Raw genomic sequence first — 16,078 nt, forward strand, 5'->3', positions numbered from 1 at the left:
GATTTCATGGGGCAGTTGTCGCACCGGGAAGACGTCCCGTTTCCGATCTTTGACGCGGATAACCATCTGTACGAGCCGCCGGAAGCGCTGACCAAGTTCTTGCCCAAGGCGTACAAGGACTATGTCCAGTACGTGCAGGTCAACGGGCGGACGAAGATCGCCATCCGCGGCCAAATCAGCAACTACATTCCCAACCCGACCTTCGAGGTCGTCGCCCGGCCGGGTGCCTGGGAGGAGTACTTCAAGTTCGGTAACCCGGACGGCAAATCCAAGCGCGAGCTGTTCGGCGAGCCGATGCGCGCGATACCGGCGTTCTTCGAACCCGGCCCGCGGCTGGAGAAGATGAACGAGCTGGGCCTGGACCGCACGCTGATGTTCCCGACGCTGGCCAGCCTGCTCGAGGAGCGGCTGCGCGACGACCCGGTCGCCATCCACGTCCTGGTTCACGCGTTGAACGAGTGGCTCGACGAGGTCTGGGGCTTCAACTACCAGAACCGCATCTTTACTACGCCGGTCATCACGCTGCCGATCGTGGAGAAGGCGATCGAGGAACTGGAGTGGGCGGTCAAGCGCGGCGCCCGCGCCATTTTGATCCGCCCGGCTCCCGTCCCCGGCTTCCGCGGCCCGCGGTCGTTCGCGGTGCCCGAGTTCGACCCATTCTGGGAAAGGGTCGTCGAGCACGACGTGCTGGTCGGCATGCACTCCAGCGACAGCGGCTACTCGCGCTACACCTCCGAGTGGGACGGCGCCGAACAGGAAATGCTGCCGTTCCAGACGAATGCGATGAACATTCTCAACGAATGGCGCCCGATCCAGGATGCGGTGGGCTCGTGGGTGATCCACGGCGCGCTCTACCGCCACCCGAAGCTGAAGGTCGCGATCGTCGAGGCCGGTTCGAAGTGGATGACCCCGCTGCTCGACGGCCTGGCCGAGGTCTTCCGGAAGGCCCCGGAGGCCTTCCCGAGCGACCCCGTCGAGACGGTCAAGAACCGGATCCACGTCAGCCCGTTCTTCGAGGACGGCATCGACGACCTGATCAGCCTCGTCGGTGTGGATCAGGTCTTGTACGGCTCGGACTGGCCGCACCCGGAGGGCCTGGCGGAGCCGACGTACTACGTCAACGCGCTGTCGCACCTGTCCGTTGACGACCAGGCCAAGATCATGGGCGGCAACCTCGGTCGGCTCGTCACGGTGTGACCGACCGGCCAAACCAGGCATGGCAGACCATCCCCGAGATGGTCTTGAGCGCAGCGGACCGCTTCGGCGATGCGGAAGCAGTCGTCGACGGTCCGCTGCGTTTGACTTTCGCCGAAGTCGTCAAGCGAATTCGTTGCGCCGCAGGCGCTTTCGCTGACCTCGGCATCGAAAAGGGCGACCGGGTCGCGATCTGGGCACCGAATTCGGCCGAGTGGATCATCGCCGCGTTCGGGTTGCTCACCGCGGGCGGTGTGCTCGTCCCGGTCAACACCCGGTTCAAGACCGAAGAGGCCGGTGACATCATCGGCCGCAGCAAGGTGAAGGCGGTCCTGGTCCAGAAGGGCTTTCTGAACCAGGATTACAGCGCCCCCGCCGGGGTGCCGGTCATCGACCTGAAGTCCGACTTCCTGTCCAGCGGTTCACCGTTCGAGCGTCCGGTGCGCGGCACCGATACCTCGGACATCATCTTCACCTCGGGCACCACCGGGCGCCCCAAGGGCGCAATGCTGAATCACGGCCAGACGCTGCGCATGTACGAGGAGTGGGCGACGCTCGCGGACCTGCGCGCGGGCGACCGCTATCTCCAGATCAACCCGTACTTCCACACCTTCGGGCTCAAGGCCGGCCTGGTGACCTCTTTCCTGCGCGGTGCGACGATGCTGCCCGTCGCGGTGTTCGACGTCGACACCGTCGTGAATCTCATTGAACGCGAACGCATTACAATGCTTCCCGGACCGCCTACGCTGTATCACTCGTTGCTGACGGTGGGGGACAAGTCCACGCTGTCGTCGTTGCGTGCGGGGGTGACCGGCGCCGCGGACATTCCCGTCGAGCTGGTGCGGCGCATCCATGACGAGCTGCCCTTCCAGACGTTGATGACGGGTTACGGCCTGACCGAAGCCGGCAACGTCACCCTTTCGCTGCCCGGCGACTCCTTCGAGGATGTGGCCACCACCGCGGGCGTGCCGTGCGACGGGGTCGAGGTGCGCATCGCCGACGACGGCGAAGTGCTGGTCCGTGGCTACGGAGTCATGCAGGGGTACCTCGACGAACCGGAGGCCACCGCCCAAGCGATCGACGGCGAGGGGTGGCTGCACACCGGGGATCTGGGGGAATTCACCGAGGCCGGTCGGCTGCGCATCGTCGGCCGGAAGAAGGACATGTTCATCGTCGGTGGATTCAACGCCTACCCGGCCGAGATCGAGGGCTTCCTGCTCAGCCACCCGGCCGTCGCGCAGGCGGCCGTCATCGGTGTCCCCGATGAGCGGATGGGCCAGGTGGGCAAGGCTTTCGTGGTCCGTAATGCCGATGTCAGCGCCGAAGAGCTGATCGGCTGGTGCCGGGACCGGATGGCCGGGTTCAAAGTGCCGCGCGCGGTAGAGTTCCTTGATTCACTTCCACTCAACGCCACAGGGAAAGTGATGAAGGACCAACTGCGGTGAACAACGGCGACATTCATTCAATGGTGATCGCGTCGGATTATCGCGTCCCCGACCCGACCCGGGTCTGGCCCCTGCTGGAACGCAATAAGGCCGCCCTGGCCGACATCGGTGCACACCATGTGCTCGTCTACACCTCGACACATGACCACGGGCGGGTGTTGGTGATGATCGGCGTCCACAGCAGGGAGCCGATCGTGGAGCTGTTGCGCTCCCGGGTCTTCTTCGACTGGTTCGACGAGGCCGGCGTCGAGGACATACCCGCGGTCTTCGCCGGCGAGATCGTCGACAGGTTCATCGCGCAGCCACCGAAAACCCCTGCGGCACCGGGCGTCGTGGTTGCCGCCATCGCGTCGGTCAACGACGTGTCCCTGCTGACCTCCGAAGTCGGCACGGCGATAGACAGATTCACCACCGCCGGAATCCGAAAGACGTGGGTATTCCAGGCTTTCGACGACGATCACGAGGTGCTGATCCTGCAGGAGTTTCCCGACGAGGAAAGCGCGCGGCGCTGGATCGACCACCCCGATGCCGCGGCGCAATGGATGTCCGGCGCGGGCATCGGTGCCTACCCGCCGCTGTTCGTCGGCCGATTCTTCGACATGATGCGCATCGGGGCGGACTGAGGGCTCGCCGGTGTTCGTATGCCTGTGTAACGGCGTCACCAGCCAAACCGTGACCGAGGCCGTGGAATGCGGGGCGTCGACGACCAAGGAAGTCGCCCAGGCCTGTGGGGCGGGCGCCGACTGCGGTCGCTGCCGGCGCACGGTGCAGGCCATCCTGCGCTCCTCCAGCCCGGAGCGAACCCCGAACTCGCGCTAGGGCGTCAGCGCCGGGGGCTGCCGTCCGGTGACGTCGGTCGGACGAGGTCGACGAGCAGGTTGGGGATTTCGAGCCGTGGCAATATCACCTCGACGAACACCATGCGGTCCTGGTGCTGCGCCGCTGCGGTCAGGGCGTCGTCGAGCTCGCCGTAGGTCTGCACCCGGAACGACAAGTGGTCGCTGACGCCCAGCGCCCGGGGAACGTCCGTCCACTGCCAGCTCACGATGTCGTTATAGGGCGCGGTCTGGCCGTGGATCGCCCGCTCGATCGTGTAGCCGTCGTTGTTGACCACCACGATGACGGGGGTCAGGCCCTCGCGCGAAAAGGCGCCCAGCTCCTGGACGGTCAGTTGCGCCGCGCCGTCGCCGATGATCAACACCGTCCTGCGGTCCGGGTGCGCCACGGCCGCCCCGAGCGCGGCGGGCAACGTGTAACCGATTGAGCCCCATAGTGGTTGACCGATGAACGTCACGCCCTGCGGCAGCCGGTGGTCGGCCATGCCGTAGAAGGAGGTGCCCTGGTCGGCGAGCACCACGTTGCCCGGTGTGAGGGCCACACACAGGCGGTCCCACAACATCTTCTGGGTCAGCGGTTCGTCGCGGGGCGGGGGCGGCGGCAGCGGCTCGGCGGGCGGCGAGACCACCGGCGGCGACGAGACCCCGCGCCGGGCCACGATGGTGGCCAGCGCGTCGAGCGCGGCGCCCATTTCCAACGGCGCGAAGACTTCCCCGGCCACGCTGCTCTGATACTGGCCCACATCGATGGTCCGGGCCGGGTCGATGCGCTGGCTGAAGAAGCCGCTGACCATGTCGGTGAACACGACGCCGGCGGTCACCAGCACGGGCGCGTCCTCGATCGCGGCGCGCACCGCCGGCGCGCTGGCCGACCCGGCGTAGATGCCCAGGAAGTGGGGTGAGCTCTCGTCGAGCAGGCTCTTGCCCCACATCAACGTGGCGTGCGGCACCACGTCGGCGGCCAGCAGCGCCTCGAGTTCCTTGATCGCCTGCAGCCGGTGCACCAGCAGGTCGGCGAGCACCGTGACCTGGTGGTCGCCGATGAGTGCGCTCGCCGCCTCGACGAACATGGCCAGCGCGCGGGGACTGGTGCCCCCGGTGTAGCGGGGCAACGGCGCCTCCGGCGGCTCGGTGGGGAAGCGCGCCACGTCGGTGGACAGCAGGATGTAGCCGGGGCGTTTCTGCTCACGCACCTCCGACAACACCCGGTCGATCTCGCGGCGGGCCGTCGCGGGCATGAGATTAGTTTGGGCGCAGGTGATTTCGCGGCTGACCCGGAAGAAGTGCTCGAAGTCCCCGTCGCCGAGCGAATGGTGCAGCGCCCGGCGGGTGCCCTGGGCGTCCTTGGACGGGCCGCCGACGATGTGCACGACTGGTACCTGTTCGGCGTAGCTGCCCGCGATCGCGTTGGCCGCCGAGAGCTCGCCGACGCCGAATGTCGTTACCAAAGCCGACATTCCGCGCAGGCGACCGTATCCGTCGGCCGCGTAGCCGGCGTTGAGCTCGTTGGCGTTGCCGACCCAGCGGATGCGGGGATGGGCGATGATGTGGTCGAGGAATTCCAGGTTGTAATCGCCGGGAACACCGAAGATCTCCGAGACGCCGAGCTCGGCGAGACGGTCCAACAGGTAGTCACCGACGGTGTATGCGGTATCGGTCGCGGCATCAGTCACAGGCACGACGGTACGCTCGAAGTTCAATCCGTTCCGGGTGAGACGCGGTGCCAGTATCGTGCGGGCCATGGCACTCAAAGAATCCCGCGACATCGTCATCGAAGCCAGTCCCCAGGAGATTCTGGACGTCATCGCCGACTTCGAAGCGATGCCCGACTGGTCGGAGCCGCATCAGAGTGCGGAGATCCTCGACACCGGCGACGACGGGCGCCCCCGCCAAGTGCGGATGAAGGTCAAGGTCGCCGGGATCACCGATGAACAGGTGGTGGCCTACACCTGGGGCGACAACGTGGTGAGCTGGAAGCTGGTCAGCTCCTCGCAGCAGAAGGCGCAGGACGGAAAGTACACCCTGGTGCCGCAGGGCGAAGGGACCCTGGTCAGGTTCGAGTTGCTGGCCGACCCGAACGTGCCGCTGCCGGGCTTCGTGCTCAAGCGTGCCGTGAAGGGAACCATCGATTCGGCGACCAAGGCGCTGCGCGAGCGGGTGCTCCAGGTGAAGAAGGGTAACTAGCCGCCGTGGGCGGTGGCGGGCCGCTGGCGGGGGTGCGCGTCATCGAACTCGGTGGCATCGGTCCCGGGCCGCACGCGGGAATGCTGCTCGCCGACCTGGGTGCGGACGTGGTGCGGGTGCGCCGGCCCGGCGGCGTGGCGATCGCGAGCGCGGCGAAGCCGGGCGAAGCGGGTCGCCACCAAACAGGCGTGGCGATCGCGAGCGCGGCGAAGCCGGGCGAAGCGGGTCGCCACCAAACAGGCGTGGCGATGCCGGCCGAGGGTCGTGATCTGCTGCATCGCGGCAAGCGGATCGTCGACCTGGACGTCAAGGCGCAGCCGCAGGCGCTGCTGGGCCTGGCCGCCAAGGCCGACGTGCTGCTGGACTGCTTCCGGCCCGGAACCTGCGAGCGGCTCGGCATCGGGCCCGACGACTGCGCGGCGCTCAACCCGCGGCTGATCTACGCCCGGATGACCGGCTGGGGCCAGGACGGGCCGCTGGCCGCGACCGCCGGGCATGACATCAACTACCTGGCGCAGACCGGTGCGCTGTCGGCGCTGGGATATGCCGACCGGCCACCGATGCCGCCGCTGAACCTGGTCGCCGACTTCGGCGGCGGCTCGATGCTGGTGGTGATCGGCATCGCGGCCGCCCTCTACGAACGCGAACGCACGGGCACCGGGCAGGTGATCGACGCGGCGATGGTCGACGGTGTCAGCCTGCTGTCCCAGATGATGTGGACCATGAAGTCCACTGGGGCACTGCGCGACCGGCGCGAATCGTTTCTGCTCGACGGTGGCGCCCCGTTCTATGGCTGCTACGAGACCGCCGACGGTAAGTACGTGGCCGTCGGCGCCATCGAGCCGCAATTCTTCGCGGCGTTGCTCGATGGGCTTGGCCTGTCACCCGATGACGTGCCGGCCCAACACGACAAAGCTTCGTATCCGCGGATGCGCGAGATCTTCACCCGGCGGTTCGCCGGGCGCACGCGCGACGAGTGGGCACAGACGTTCGCCGGCACCGACGCGTGCGTCACCGCAGTGCTGACGTGGAGCGAGGCCGCCACCGACGAGCACTTGCGGACGCGGTCCACGGTGATCACCGCCCATGGCGCCGACCAGGCCGCGCCCGCCCCACGCTTTTCGCGGACCCCGGCCGGACCGGTCGGACCGCCGCCGGCGAAAACCACACCGCTTGCCGAAATCAACTGGTAGGGAACTGGTTACGCCGAATCCGTCCGCAGCGGGATCGGCGTTGCTAAGTTGATCTTCAGTGGCCGTAAAAGCATCACGGGAATTCGTCGTCAACGCGCCGCCAGAAGTGGTCATGGAGGCGCTGACAGATGTCGGCGTCCTGTCATCGTGGTCGCCGCTGCACAAACACATCGAAGTGATCGACCGTTATCCCGACGGCCGGCCCCACCATGTCAAGACCACCATCAAGATTCTCGGGCTGGTCGACAAGGAGGTCCTGGAATATCACTGGGGTCCCGATTGGGTCGTCTACGACGCCACGGGGACCTCTCAGCAGCATGGGCAGCACGTCGAATACACCCTCAAACCCGAAGGGATCGACCAGACTCGGGTGCGCTTCGACATCACCGTCGAACCCGGCCGGCCCATGCCCGCGTTCATCGTGCGACGGGCCGCCGAGAGCGTTCTCGACGCCTCCATGAAGGGGTTGCGCGACCTGGTCTCGGGCGACAGGGAGTCCCCCGGGACCGAATAGCCTTCGCCGGTGGCTGCGCTGGCGTTAACTTAGTAGTAGTGGCCGTTCAAGCATCGTCGGAAATCATCATCGACGCGCCTCCGGAAGTCATCATGGAGGCGCTCGCCGATATGGATGCCGTGCCCTCGTGGTCGTCGGTCCACAAGCGGGTCGAGGTCGTCGACAAGCATCCCGACGGCCGCCCCCACCACGTGAAGGTCACGATCTCGGTGACCGGCATCCACGACACGGAATTGCTCGAATACCATTGGGGCCCAGACTGGATGGTGTGGGACGCCCGGAAGACGGCGCAGCAGCACGGTCAGCACGGCGAGTACAACCTGAGCCGGCTGGGCGTGGACAAGACCAGGGTGCGCTTCACCATCACCGTCGAACCGTGGGCGCCGCTACCGGAGTTCTGGATCGCCCGGGCCCGCAAGAAAATCCTGCACGCCGCGCTGGAGGGTCTGCGTAAGCGCGTGATGGGCACTGCCGGCTAACCGGCGTCTTTCAGCGCGGCCAGCCGCTTGATCGCCTCGTCGAGCGTGTCGTCACGTTTACAGAAGGTGAAGCGCACCAAGTGATTCCACACGTCGGCCGGACCGCTCGTCGCAGCGGGGTCACAGAACGCCGACATCGGGATCGCGGCAACGCCAACCTTTTCCGGCAGCGCCGCGCAGAACTCGCTGCTGTCGTCGTATCCCAGCGGACGCGGATCGGCGCACAGGAAGTACGTGCCGGCGCTGTCGTGCACCTCGAACCCGACGTCGATCAGCCCGGCGGCCAGCCGATCGCGTCTGGCCTGCAGCGTGGCGCGCAGGTCGTCCACCCATGCGTCCTCCGTGTCCAGGGCCAGCGCCACCGCCGGTTGGAACGGCGCGCCGCCAACATAGCTCAGGTACTGTTTGGCCGCGCGCATCCCGGCGATCAGATGCGCTGGGCCGCAAGCCCATCCGATCTTCCAGCCGGTGCAGTTGAACATCTTGGCCGCGCTGGAGATGGTGATGGTGCGCTCGGCCATGCCGTCGAAGCCGGCCAGCGGCACGTGTCGGTGGCGGTCGAATACCAGATGCTCGTAGACCTCGTCGGTGATCACCAGCAGGTCGGCCGCGACCGCCACCTCGGCGATGGCCGCCAACTCTTCGGCGCGCAGCACGGTGCCGGTCGGGTTGTGCGGTGAGTTGACGATCAGCGCCCGGGTCCGGGGCGTAACCGCCCGGCGCAGCGCGTCGGCGTCCAGGGCGAAGCCGCGACCGTGGGGGACCAGGGGCACGGCCACCCGTTGCGCGGAGGCCATCGCCACCACCGGCGAGTAGGAGTCGTAGAACGGCTCGATCAGCAGGACCTCGGAGCCCGGCTCGACCAGGCCGATCACCGCCGAGGCGATGGCCTCGGTCGCCCCGACCGTCACCAGCACCTCGGTGTCGGGGTCGTAGTCGATGCCGTAGCGGCGCCGGCGCTGGGCGGCGATGGCGTGGCGCAGCGGCGCGATGCCGATGCCCGGGGGGTACTGGTTGACGCCGTCGGCGATGGCCTCCTGGGCGGCCTTGAGCATGGCCGGGGGGCCGTCCTCGTCGGGAAACCCCTGGCCCAGGTTCACCGCTCCGATGCGCGCGGCCAGCGCCGACATCTCGGCGAACACCGTGGTCGCGTAGGGGCGCAGTCGCTCCACCGTCATGGTGGTCGAGCTTAGGCGTGGCCGGCCACGGCCAGTGCCCGGGACGCCCACCAGCCAGCGTGAAGTTAGGCGCACACTCGTCGCCGAGCGTGAACGTAGTCGCACGTTCGGCCGGGGCGGCCGCCCGACCCCGCAAGCCGACGCGTGGCGTGCGTCACTCGGTGCCTCTGAGCTGCGCGATCTTGCCCAACCAACAGGTTGGCCGGGGACCCTGTTAGGGTGGGGCGGAATCTATCTCGAAGACGGATTCGAACCCTATTCGTCAGAACAGGAAGTCGTCATGTCCGAAGAAGCTTTTATCTATGAGGCCATCCGCACCCCGCGGGGCAAGCAGCGCAACGGTTCGCTGAACGAGGTCAAGCCGCTCAACCTGGTCGTGGGCCTGGTGGACGAGCTGCGCCGGCGGTTCCCGGACCTGGACGAGAACCTGATCAGCGACATGATCCTGGGCGTTGTGTCCCCGGTCGGTGACCAGGGCGGCGATCTCGCCCGCACCGCGGTGCTGGCCGCCGGCCTGCCGGAGACCACCGGCGGCGTGCAGCTCAACCGGTTCTGCGCCTCCGGTCTCGAGGCCGTCAACACCGCCGCCCAGAAGGTCCGGTCCGGCTGGGACGACCTGGTGCTGGCCGGCGGTGTCGAGTCGATGAGCCGGGTGCCGATGGGCTCCGACGGCGGCGCCTGGGCGACCGACCCCGAGACCAACTACCAGATCGGCTTCGTGCCCCAGGGCATCGGCGCCGACCTGATCGCCACCATCGAGGGCTTCTCCCGCGACGACGTCGACGCCTACGCGCTGCGCAGCCAGCAGAAGGCCGCCGCGGCGTGGTCGGGCGGCTACTTCGCCAAGTCGGTGGTGCCGGTGCGCGACCAGAACGGTCTGGTCATCCTCGACCACGACGAGCACATGCGGCCCGACACCACGCTCGAGGGCCTGGGCAAGCTGAAGACCGCGTTCGACGGGATCGGTGAGATGGGCGGGTTCGACGACGTCGCGCTCACCAAGTACCACTGGGTTGAGAAGATCAACCACGTCCACACCGGCGGCAACAGCTCGGGCATCGTCGATGGCGCCGCGCTGGTGCTGGTCGGTTCGGAAGCCGCGGGCAAGTCGCAGGGCCTGACGCCGCGGGCACGCATCGTGGCCACCGCCACCAGCGGCTCGGACCCGGTCATCATGCTCACCGGCCCGACCCCGGCCACGCAGAAGGTGCTCGACCGCGCGGGCCTGACGATCGACGACATCGACCTGTTCGAGCTGAACGAGGCGTTCGCGTCGGTGGTGCTGAAGTTCCAGAAGGACCTCAACATCCCCGACGAGAAGCTCAACGTCAACGGTGGCGCCATCGCGATGGGCCACCCGCTGGGCGCCACCGGCGCCATGATCACCGGCACCATGGTCGACGAGCTCGAGCGCCGCAACGCGCGTCGCGCGCTGATCACGCTGTGCATCGGCGGCGGCATGGGTGTCGCCACCATCATCGAGAGGGTTTAAGACCATGGCAGAGAACACCATTCAGTGGGACAAGGACGACGACGGCATCGTCACCCTGACCCTGGACGACCCCACCGGGTCGGCCAACGTGATGAACGAGCACTACAGCGAGTCCATGCACAACGCTGTAGAACGCCTTGCCGCCGAGAAGGATTCGATCACCGGTGTGGTGATCACCAGCGCGAAGAAGACCTTCTTCGCCGGCGGTGACCTGAAGGGCATGATCAACCTCGGCCCGGAGAACGCCGGGGAGGCGTTCGACACCGTCGAGTCGGTCAAACGCGACCTGCGTGCGCTCGAGACGCTGGGCAAGCCAGTGGTGGCCGCCATCAACGGCGCGGCGCTGGGCGGCGGTCTGGAGATCGCGCTGGCCTGTCACCACCGCATCGCAGCGGACGTCAAGGGCCTGGTCGTCGGCCTGCCCGAGGTCACGCTGGGCCTGCTGCCCGGCGGCGGCGGGGTGACCCGCACCGTGCGGATGTTCGGCATCCAGAACGCCTTCATGAACATCCTGTCGCAGGGCACCCGGTTCAAGGCCGACAAGGCCAAGGAGATCGGCCTGGTCGACGAAATCGTCGGCTCGGTAGACGAATTGGTGCCCGCCGCCAAGGCCTGGATCAAACAGGTCAAGGACGACCCCGACTCATACACCCAGCCATGGGACAAAAAGGGCTACAAGATGCCCGGCGGCACCCCCGCCAGCCCCGCGCTGGCCGGCATCCTGCCGTCGTTCCCGGCGCTGCTCAAGAAGCAGCTCAAGGGCGCACCGATGCCGGCGCCGCGCGCCATCCTGGACGCGGCCGTCGAGGGCGCGCAGGTGGACTTCGACACCGCCAGCCGCATCGAGAGCCGCTATTTCACCCAGCTGGTTACCGGCCAGGTCGCCAAGAACATGATTCAGGCGTTCTTCCTCGACCTGCAGCACATCAACGGCGGTGGGTCGCGGCCCGACGGCATCGAACCGGTCAAGATCAACAAGATCGGTGTGCTGGGTGCGGGCATGATGGGCGCCGGTATCGCCTACGTCTCGGCCAAGGCCGGCTTCGAGGTGGTGCTCAAGGACGTCAGCCTCGAGGCCGCCGAGAAGGGCAAGGGCTACTCGGAAAAGCTTGAGGCCAAGGCGCTTCAGCGTGGCAAGACCACCGAGGAGAAGAGCAAGGCGCTGCTGGACCGGATCACCCCGGCCGCCGACCCCGAGGCCTTCAAGGGCGTCGACTTCGTGATCGAGGCGGTGTTCGAGAACCAGGAACTCAAACACAAGGTGTTCCAGGAGATCGAGGACATCGTCGAGCCCAACGCACTGCTGGGGTCGAACACCTCGACGCTGCCGATCACCGGTCTGGCGACCGGCGTGAAGCGCCAGGAGGACTTCATCGGGATCCACTTCTTCTCGCCGGTCGACAAGATGCCGCTGGTCGAAATCATCAGGGGCGAAAAGACTTCCGACGAGGCGCTGGCCCGGGTGTTCGACTACACGCTGGCCATTGGCAAGACCCCGATCGTCGTCAACGACAGCCGCGGCTTCTTCACCAGCCGCGTCATCGGCACGTTCGTCAACGAGGCGCTCGCCATGCTCGGTGAGGGCGTGGAGCCGGCCAGCGTCGAGCACGCCGGTTCGCAGGCCGGCTACCCGGCGCCGCCGCTGCAGCTGTCCGACGAGCTCAACCTGGAGCTGATGCACAAGATCGCCACGGCCACCCGCAAGGGTGTCGAGGACGCGGGCGGCACCTACGAGCCGCACCCGGCCGAGGCCGTCGTCGAGAAGATGATCGAGCTGGGCCGCCCGTCGCGGCTGAAGGGCGCGGGTTTCTACGAGTACGTCGACGGCAAGCGCACCCGGCTATGGCCGGGCCTGCGCGAGACGTTCAAGTCCGGCAGCGCCGATATTCCGTTGCAGGACATGATCGATCGCATGTTGTTCGCCGAGGCGCTCGAGACGCAGAAGTGCCTGGACGAGGGCGTGCTGACGTCGACCGCCGACGCCAACATCGGGTCGATCATGGGCATCGGCTTCCCGCCCTACACCGGTGGTAGCGCCCAGTTCATCGTCGGCTACGAGGGCAAGCACGGCATCGGCAAGGAAGCCTTCGTGGCCCGGGCCAAGGAGCTTGCGGCCCGCTACGGCGACCGGTTCCTGCCGCCGGCGTCGCTGACCTAGCCCGCACCAACGCAAGCGCATAAGCCCCCGAAACCTCGTGGTTTCGGGGGCTTATGCGTACGGCGGCTCGGCCGCTGCGCCGAGACTTAAGCCATTGCGAAGCGCCACGGCGTGTCGTCGCAACAGGTTACGTGTCGCGGCGCGCGAATAGGTAGTACCACGCCGGCGTCTTCTCGGCGCGGTCCAGCTCGCGTTCGGCGCCGGCCGACAGCAGCGTCCAGCTCTGGGTGAATCGACGTTCCATCTCGGCGCGGTCGATCCCGCGCACGCCGACCCGGCCACCGGGCACGAACGCGACGATCAGCAGGCGGGCGTCGGGTGCGGCAAGGGCGCTGATCTCGCGGACATAGGCGTCGCGATCCGCGTCGCTCATGTTGTGCAGGCACCCGTTGTCGACGATCAACCCGAAGTTGGTGCCGATGCCCGTCCGGCTCAACTGCGTGACGTCGGCCTGGACGAAGTCGACCGTGGCGCCCGCAGCCTGTGCCTTCGCGCGGGCGCGCTCGAGCGGTTTGGCCACGAAGTCGACCGCGGTGACCTTCCAGCCGTGCTGGGCGAGGTAGATGGAGCAGTCGCCGGTGCCGCAGCCGACCTCCAGGGCCGACCCTGCGGGGAGCGCGGCGGCGTCGGGGGTGCCCTCGACGAGATCGCGCACGCTCTGGGCGAGCGGATGACCGTCCCACGGGGTGAAACCGATGCGGTAAAAGATCCGAAACAGCGTCTGTTTGGAAGCCATAGCTCACCCTAGGCCGCGTCGACGCGGCCGGTCACCCTACCGAGAGGCGGCGGCGATCCGGCGCCATTCCTCGCGCGGGAAGGCGCGGGGATCGGCCAGCAGCACCTGGACGCAGACGTGGTCGGCGCCAGCGGAACGATGTTCGGCGACGCGGCGCATGATGGCCTCTTCGTCGCCCCACGCGATGATCGCGTTGAAGAGCCGGTCGCTCACCTGCGACAGGTCGTCCTCGGAGAAGCCGCTGCGCAACAGGTTGTTGGCGTAGTTGGGCAAGGCCAAATACGCGCGCAGCCAATCGGTTCCGATCTGGCGGGCCTCCTCGGCGCTGTCGGTCAGGATCACCGTCTGTTCGGGCAGCAGCAATGGGCCCTGGCCCAAAGTCGCACGGGCGGAGGCGGTGTGTTCGGGGGTGACCAGGTACGGGTGGGCGCCCCCGGCGCGGGTCGCCGACAGGGTCAGCATCTTGGGGCCGAGCGCGGCAAGGACCCGGCGCTCGATGGGCACCGGCCGCGGCGCGGCATCCAAGCCGTCCAGGAACGCCGCCGTTGCCGCCAGCGGTTTGCGGTAGCGACCGGGTTGGCCGGCATCGATCAGCGGCGCGTGGCTGACGCCGATGCCCAGCAGGAAGCGGTCACCGTGCTCGGCGGTCAGGGCCGCGTAGGAGTCGGCGACCTCGGAGGGCGAATGCATCCACAGGTTCAGGATCCCGGTGGCGATCACGGTTCGCTTGGTCGCGCCGAGCAGATGACCCACCGCGTCGAACACCGGACCGCCGACATCCGGTATCCACAGCGCGGGGAAGCCCAGGTCGTCGAGTTCCGCTGCGGCGTCGGCGGATTCGGCCGGGTCGCCGTAGCGCAGTTGACTGCTCCAGATCCCAACACCGGTCAGTTCCATCTGCAGCCTTCCCGTGGTGGCGCGCGGTGACTCGGGTCCGCGGCTCTACGCAACATGCTGTCAGACGTCGCTGAAGGTGTACTCGGGGACCGGCATCGAGTCGTGCATCCGCACGCCCTTGGTGTTGAGCTTCGCCAAGGACCGCGACAGCGGTCCGGGCATCGCCGAGACCAGCTGGGCCCCACGGGTCAACGCCCACAGGCCGATTCGTGAACCGGGGATGACGCCCTTGGCCGCACCGCGGGCAAACGACCGGCTGCGGTGCACCGGTTCGCGCATCCGGAGTTCGTAGGCGGCGAAGGCGCGCAGGTGGTCCCCGTCGGCCTCGGCGAGCTCGCCGGCCAGCACGTAGGCGCCGAGGACGGCGAGGCTGGTGCTGCCGCCCACCGCGGGCCCCGGACAGTATCCGGCGTCCCCGACCAGGGTGACCCGGCGGCGCGACCACCGATCGGTGCGCAGCTGGGTGATGGAGTCGAAGTAGAAGGTGGGGGTGCGCTCCAGTTCGCTTAGCCAGCCGTCCACCTGCTCGTGCATCCCGGTAAACGCCTCGTGCAGTAATCGCTTCTGCCGCAACGCATCGCGGTGGTCGTAATCCAATTCGGCCGTGCTGCGGAACATGAACACCGCCCGCGCGTCGTCCAGGTGATCGGCGGTGTAGATGCCGGCGAAGCGCCCGACCCCGATGTGGGCGACCATCTCGCCGGGCGCGACCAGCGCCTTGGGCGCCGAGACCACCGACAGGTAGCCGCCGAGGAAGCGGGTGAGCTCGGCGTCTTCACCGAAGGTCAGGCGCCGCACATTGGAGTGCAGCCCGTCGGCGCCCACGATCACGTCGAAGGTGCGCGCTGGGCCGTGCTCGAAGGTCACGGTGCCGTCGTGCTCGATCCCGGTGATGGAGTCACCGAACAGGTACTCGACGTCGTCGCGCGCGGCGTCGTAGTAGATCTCGCTGAGGTCGTCGCGCATGATCTCCACGTGCCGGTCGGAGGTGGCCGCGTAGATCTTGGTGAGGTCGATCCGGGTGGGCTTCGTCCGGCCTTCCCGGTGCATCGTCAGCCGGTCCGTTCCGGTGGCCCGCGCCTCGATGCGTGGCAGGACGCCCATCTTCGCCGAGATCTCCATTGCCGGACGGAACAAGTCGACGGCGTGGCCGCCGGTTTTGCGCAGTGTCGGTGCGCGCTCCACCACGGTGACGTCGAAGCCGTGACGGGTCAGCCAGTAGGCCAGGACCGGGCCCGCGATGCTGGCACCCGAGACGAGGATCCGCATGACGATCTCCCATACTTACTTAACGTTCGGTAAGCGTAAGTCCCCCGATGCTCCGCACGAGGTGTCGCGAGCGAAGTCGGTCGCGGCCGCGCTCGACGCGCTGGGCGGGTGACGGCCGCGGGGTTGCGGCTACAGTCCGGGTATGCGCTTTGGTCTCTTCATCCCGCAGGGCTGGCGAATGGATCTGGTCGGCATCGAACCGGAGAACCACTGGGCGGTGATGCGCGAGCTGGCCGACCACGCGGACAAGGGCAGCTGGGATTCACTCTGGGTCTACGACCATTTCCACACCGTGCCCGTGCCGACCGGGGAAGCCACGCACGAGGCCTGGTCGCTGATGGCCGCCTACGCGGCGACCACCTCGCGGATCAAGCTCGGCCAGATGTGCACGGCGATGAGCTACCGCAACCCCGTCTACCTGGCCAAGGTCGCCGCGACGGCCGACATCATCTCCGGTGGCCGCATCCAGATGGGTATCGGCGGCGGCTGGTACGAACACGAAT

General features: G+C 67.5%; 16 protein-coding genes. 11 read left to right on the plus strand and 5 right to left on the minus strand.

The window, feature by feature from the left end:
• The first annotated feature begins 6 nt into the window (after positions 1 to 6).
• Genes A5622_RS18860 through A5622_RS18875 form a run of 4 tightly spaced genes read left to right on the plus strand, consistent with a single transcriptional unit; the run spans position 7 to position 3,458 of the window.
• Positions 7 to 1,197: an amidohydrolase family protein gene (locus A5622_RS18860; RefSeq protein WP_066864260.1), complete on the plus strand. Its 1,191-nt coding sequence runs from the start codon at positions 7 to 9 to the stop codon at positions 1,195 to 1,197.
• Between the two features lie 38 nt (positions 1,198 to 1,235).
• Positions 1,236 to 2,639 carry a FadD3 family acyl-CoA ligase gene (locus A5622_RS18865; RefSeq protein WP_066880534.1) on the plus strand — a complete coding sequence of 468 codons (1,404 nt, stop codon included), beginning with the start codon at positions 1,236 to 1,238 and terminating at the stop codon, positions 2,637 to 2,639.
• The gene (locus A5622_RS18870) at positions 2,636 to 3,262 is read left to right on the plus strand and encodes a fatty-acid--CoA ligase (RefSeq protein ID WP_066864258.1); all 627 of its coding nucleotides are present in this window, start codon (positions 2,636 to 2,638) and stop codon (positions 3,260 to 3,262) included. Before A5622_RS18865 ends, A5622_RS18870 begins: the two co-directional genes overlap by 4 nt.
• A gap of 10 nt (positions 3,263 to 3,272) precedes the next feature.
• A complete protein-coding gene (locus A5622_RS18875; RefSeq protein ID WP_066880519.1) occupies positions 3,273 to 3,458 on the plus strand; it encodes a bacterioferritin-associated ferredoxin in 186 nt (61 codons plus the stop codon).
• 4 nt (positions 3,459 to 3,462) lie between these two features.
• On the opposite strand, the gene A5622_RS18880 is transcribed toward A5622_RS18875, so the two are convergent.
• The gene (locus A5622_RS18880) at positions 3,463 to 5,148 is read right to left on the minus strand and encodes an alpha-keto acid decarboxylase family protein (protein ID WP_066880536.1); all 1,686 of its coding nucleotides are present in this window, start codon (positions 5,146 to 5,148) and stop codon (positions 3,463 to 3,465) included.
• A 67-nt stretch (positions 5,149 to 5,215) separates the two neighbouring features.
• Here A5622_RS18880 and A5622_RS18885 point away from each other — a divergent pair, with 67 nt between their 5' ends.
• Genes A5622_RS18885 through A5622_RS18900 form a run of 4 tightly spaced genes read left to right on the plus strand, consistent with a single transcriptional unit; the run spans position 5,216 to position 7,845 of the window.
• The gene (locus A5622_RS18885; protein WP_066880521.1) at positions 5,216 to 5,659 is read left to right on the plus strand and encodes an SRPBCC family protein; all 444 of its coding nucleotides are present in this window, start codon (positions 5,216 to 5,218) and stop codon (positions 5,657 to 5,659) included.
• 5 nt (positions 5,660 to 5,664) lie between these two features.
• Positions 5,665 to 6,852 (plus strand): CaiB/BaiF CoA-transferase family protein, encoded by a 1,188-nt coding sequence (locus tag A5622_RS18890; protein ID WP_197508046.1) that lies wholly within the window; start codon positions 5,665 to 5,667, stop codon positions 6,850 to 6,852.
• A 58-nt stretch (positions 6,853 to 6,910) separates the two neighbouring features.
• Positions 6,911 to 7,366 carry an SRPBCC family protein gene (locus A5622_RS18895; protein ID WP_066864252.1) on the plus strand — a complete coding sequence of 152 codons (456 nt, stop codon included), beginning with the start codon at positions 6,911 to 6,913 and terminating at the stop codon, positions 7,364 to 7,366.
• A gap of 38 nt (positions 7,367 to 7,404) precedes the next feature.
• Positions 7,405 to 7,845 (plus strand): SRPBCC family protein, encoded by a 441-nt coding sequence (locus tag A5622_RS18900; RefSeq protein WP_066864249.1) that lies wholly within the window; start codon positions 7,405 to 7,407, stop codon positions 7,843 to 7,845.
• On the opposite strand, the gene A5622_RS18905 is transcribed toward A5622_RS18900, so the two are convergent.
• On the minus strand, positions 7,842 to 9,023 hold the full coding sequence (locus A5622_RS18905) for a pyridoxal phosphate-dependent aminotransferase (RefSeq protein WP_066864246.1): 1,182 nt from the start codon (positions 9,021 to 9,023) through the stop codon (positions 7,842 to 7,844). The genes A5622_RS18900 and A5622_RS18905 overlap by 4 nt on opposite strands.
• Before the next feature lie 280 nt (positions 9,024 to 9,303).
• Here A5622_RS18905 and A5622_RS18910 point away from each other — a divergent pair, with 280 nt between their 5' ends.
• Both A5622_RS18910 and A5622_RS18915 read left to right on the plus strand, forming a co-directional pair.
• Entirely contained in the window at positions 9,304 to 10,515 is a 1,212-nt protein-coding gene (locus A5622_RS18910; RefSeq protein WP_066880523.1) for an acetyl-CoA C-acetyltransferase, read from the plus strand.
• Positions 10,516 to 10,519: 4 nt separating this feature from the next.
• Positions 10,520 to 12,673 (plus strand): 3-hydroxyacyl-CoA dehydrogenase NAD-binding domain-containing protein, encoded by a 2,154-nt coding sequence (locus A5622_RS18915; protein ID WP_066864240.1) that lies wholly within the window; start codon positions 10,520 to 10,522, stop codon positions 12,671 to 12,673.
• A 127-nt stretch (positions 12,674 to 12,800) separates the two neighbouring features.
• Here the strand turns inward: A5622_RS18915 and A5622_RS18920 are convergent, their stop codons facing one another.
• Genes A5622_RS18920 through A5622_RS18930 form a run of 3 tightly spaced genes read right to left on the minus strand, consistent with a single transcriptional unit; the run spans position 12,801 to position 15,575 of the window.
• On the minus strand, positions 12,801 to 13,409 hold the full coding sequence (locus A5622_RS18920) for a bifunctional 2-polyprenyl-6-hydroxyphenol methylase/3-demethylubiquinol 3-O-methyltransferase UbiG (protein ID WP_066864237.1): 609 nt from the start codon (positions 13,407 to 13,409) through the stop codon (positions 12,801 to 12,803).
• Between the two features lie 36 nt (positions 13,410 to 13,445).
• Positions 13,446 to 14,306: an LLM class F420-dependent oxidoreductase gene (locus A5622_RS18925; protein WP_066880525.1), complete on the minus strand. Its 861-nt coding sequence runs from the start codon at positions 14,304 to 14,306 to the stop codon at positions 13,446 to 13,448.
• A gap of 60 nt (positions 14,307 to 14,366) precedes the next feature.
• Entirely contained in the window at positions 14,367 to 15,575 is a 1,209-nt protein-coding gene (locus A5622_RS18930; RefSeq protein ID WP_066880527.1) for an FAD-dependent monooxygenase, read from the minus strand.
• A 142-nt stretch (positions 15,576 to 15,717) separates the two neighbouring features.
• Here A5622_RS18930 and A5622_RS18935 point away from each other — a divergent pair.
• Positions 15,718 to 16,078: LLM class flavin-dependent oxidoreductase (locus tag A5622_RS18935; RefSeq protein WP_156748922.1), on the plus strand; the 361-nt coding region annotated here is incomplete at its 3' end.

The organism is Mycobacterium sp. 1245801.1 (assembly GCF_001673055.1).
Lineage (GTDB): Bacteria > Actinomycetota > Actinomycetes > Mycobacteriales > Mycobacteriaceae > Mycobacterium > Mycobacterium europaeum_A.

Excerpts from the sequence above, each read along its gene's own strand:
- A5622_RS18930 (WP_066880527.1), bottom strand. The coding sequence starts at position 15,575 with ATGCGGATCCTCGTCTCGGGTGCCAGCATCGCGGGCCCGGTCCTGGCC.
- A5622_RS18925 (WP_066880525.1), bottom strand. The coding sequence starts at position 14,306 with ATGGAACTGACCGGTGTTGGGATCTGGAGCAGTCAACTGCGCTACGGC.
- A5622_RS18915 (WP_066864240.1), top strand. The coding sequence starts at position 10,520 with ATGGCAGAGAACACCATTCAGTGGGACAAGGACGACGACGGCATCGTC.
- A5622_RS18860 (WP_066864260.1), top strand. The coding sequence starts at position 7 with ATGGGGCAGTTGTCGCACCGGGAAGACGTCCCGTTTCCGATCTTTGAC.
- A5622_RS18910 (WP_066880523.1), top strand. The coding sequence starts at position 9,304 with ATGTCCGAAGAAGCTTTTATCTATGAGGCCATCCGCACCCCGCGGGGC.
- A5622_RS18920 (WP_066864237.1), bottom strand. The coding sequence starts at position 13,409 with ATGGCTTCCAAACAGACGCTGTTTCGGATCTTTTACCGCATCGGTTTC.
- A5622_RS18905 (WP_066864246.1), bottom strand. The coding sequence starts at position 9,023 with ATGACGGTGGAGCGACTGCGCCCCTACGCGACCACGGTGTTCGCCGAG.
- A5622_RS18865 (WP_066880534.1), top strand. The coding sequence starts at position 1,236 with ATGGTCTTGAGCGCAGCGGACCGCTTCGGCGATGCGGAAGCAGTCGTC.
- A5622_RS18885 (WP_066880521.1), top strand. The coding sequence starts at position 5,216 with ATGGCACTCAAAGAATCCCGCGACATCGTCATCGAAGCCAGTCCCCAG.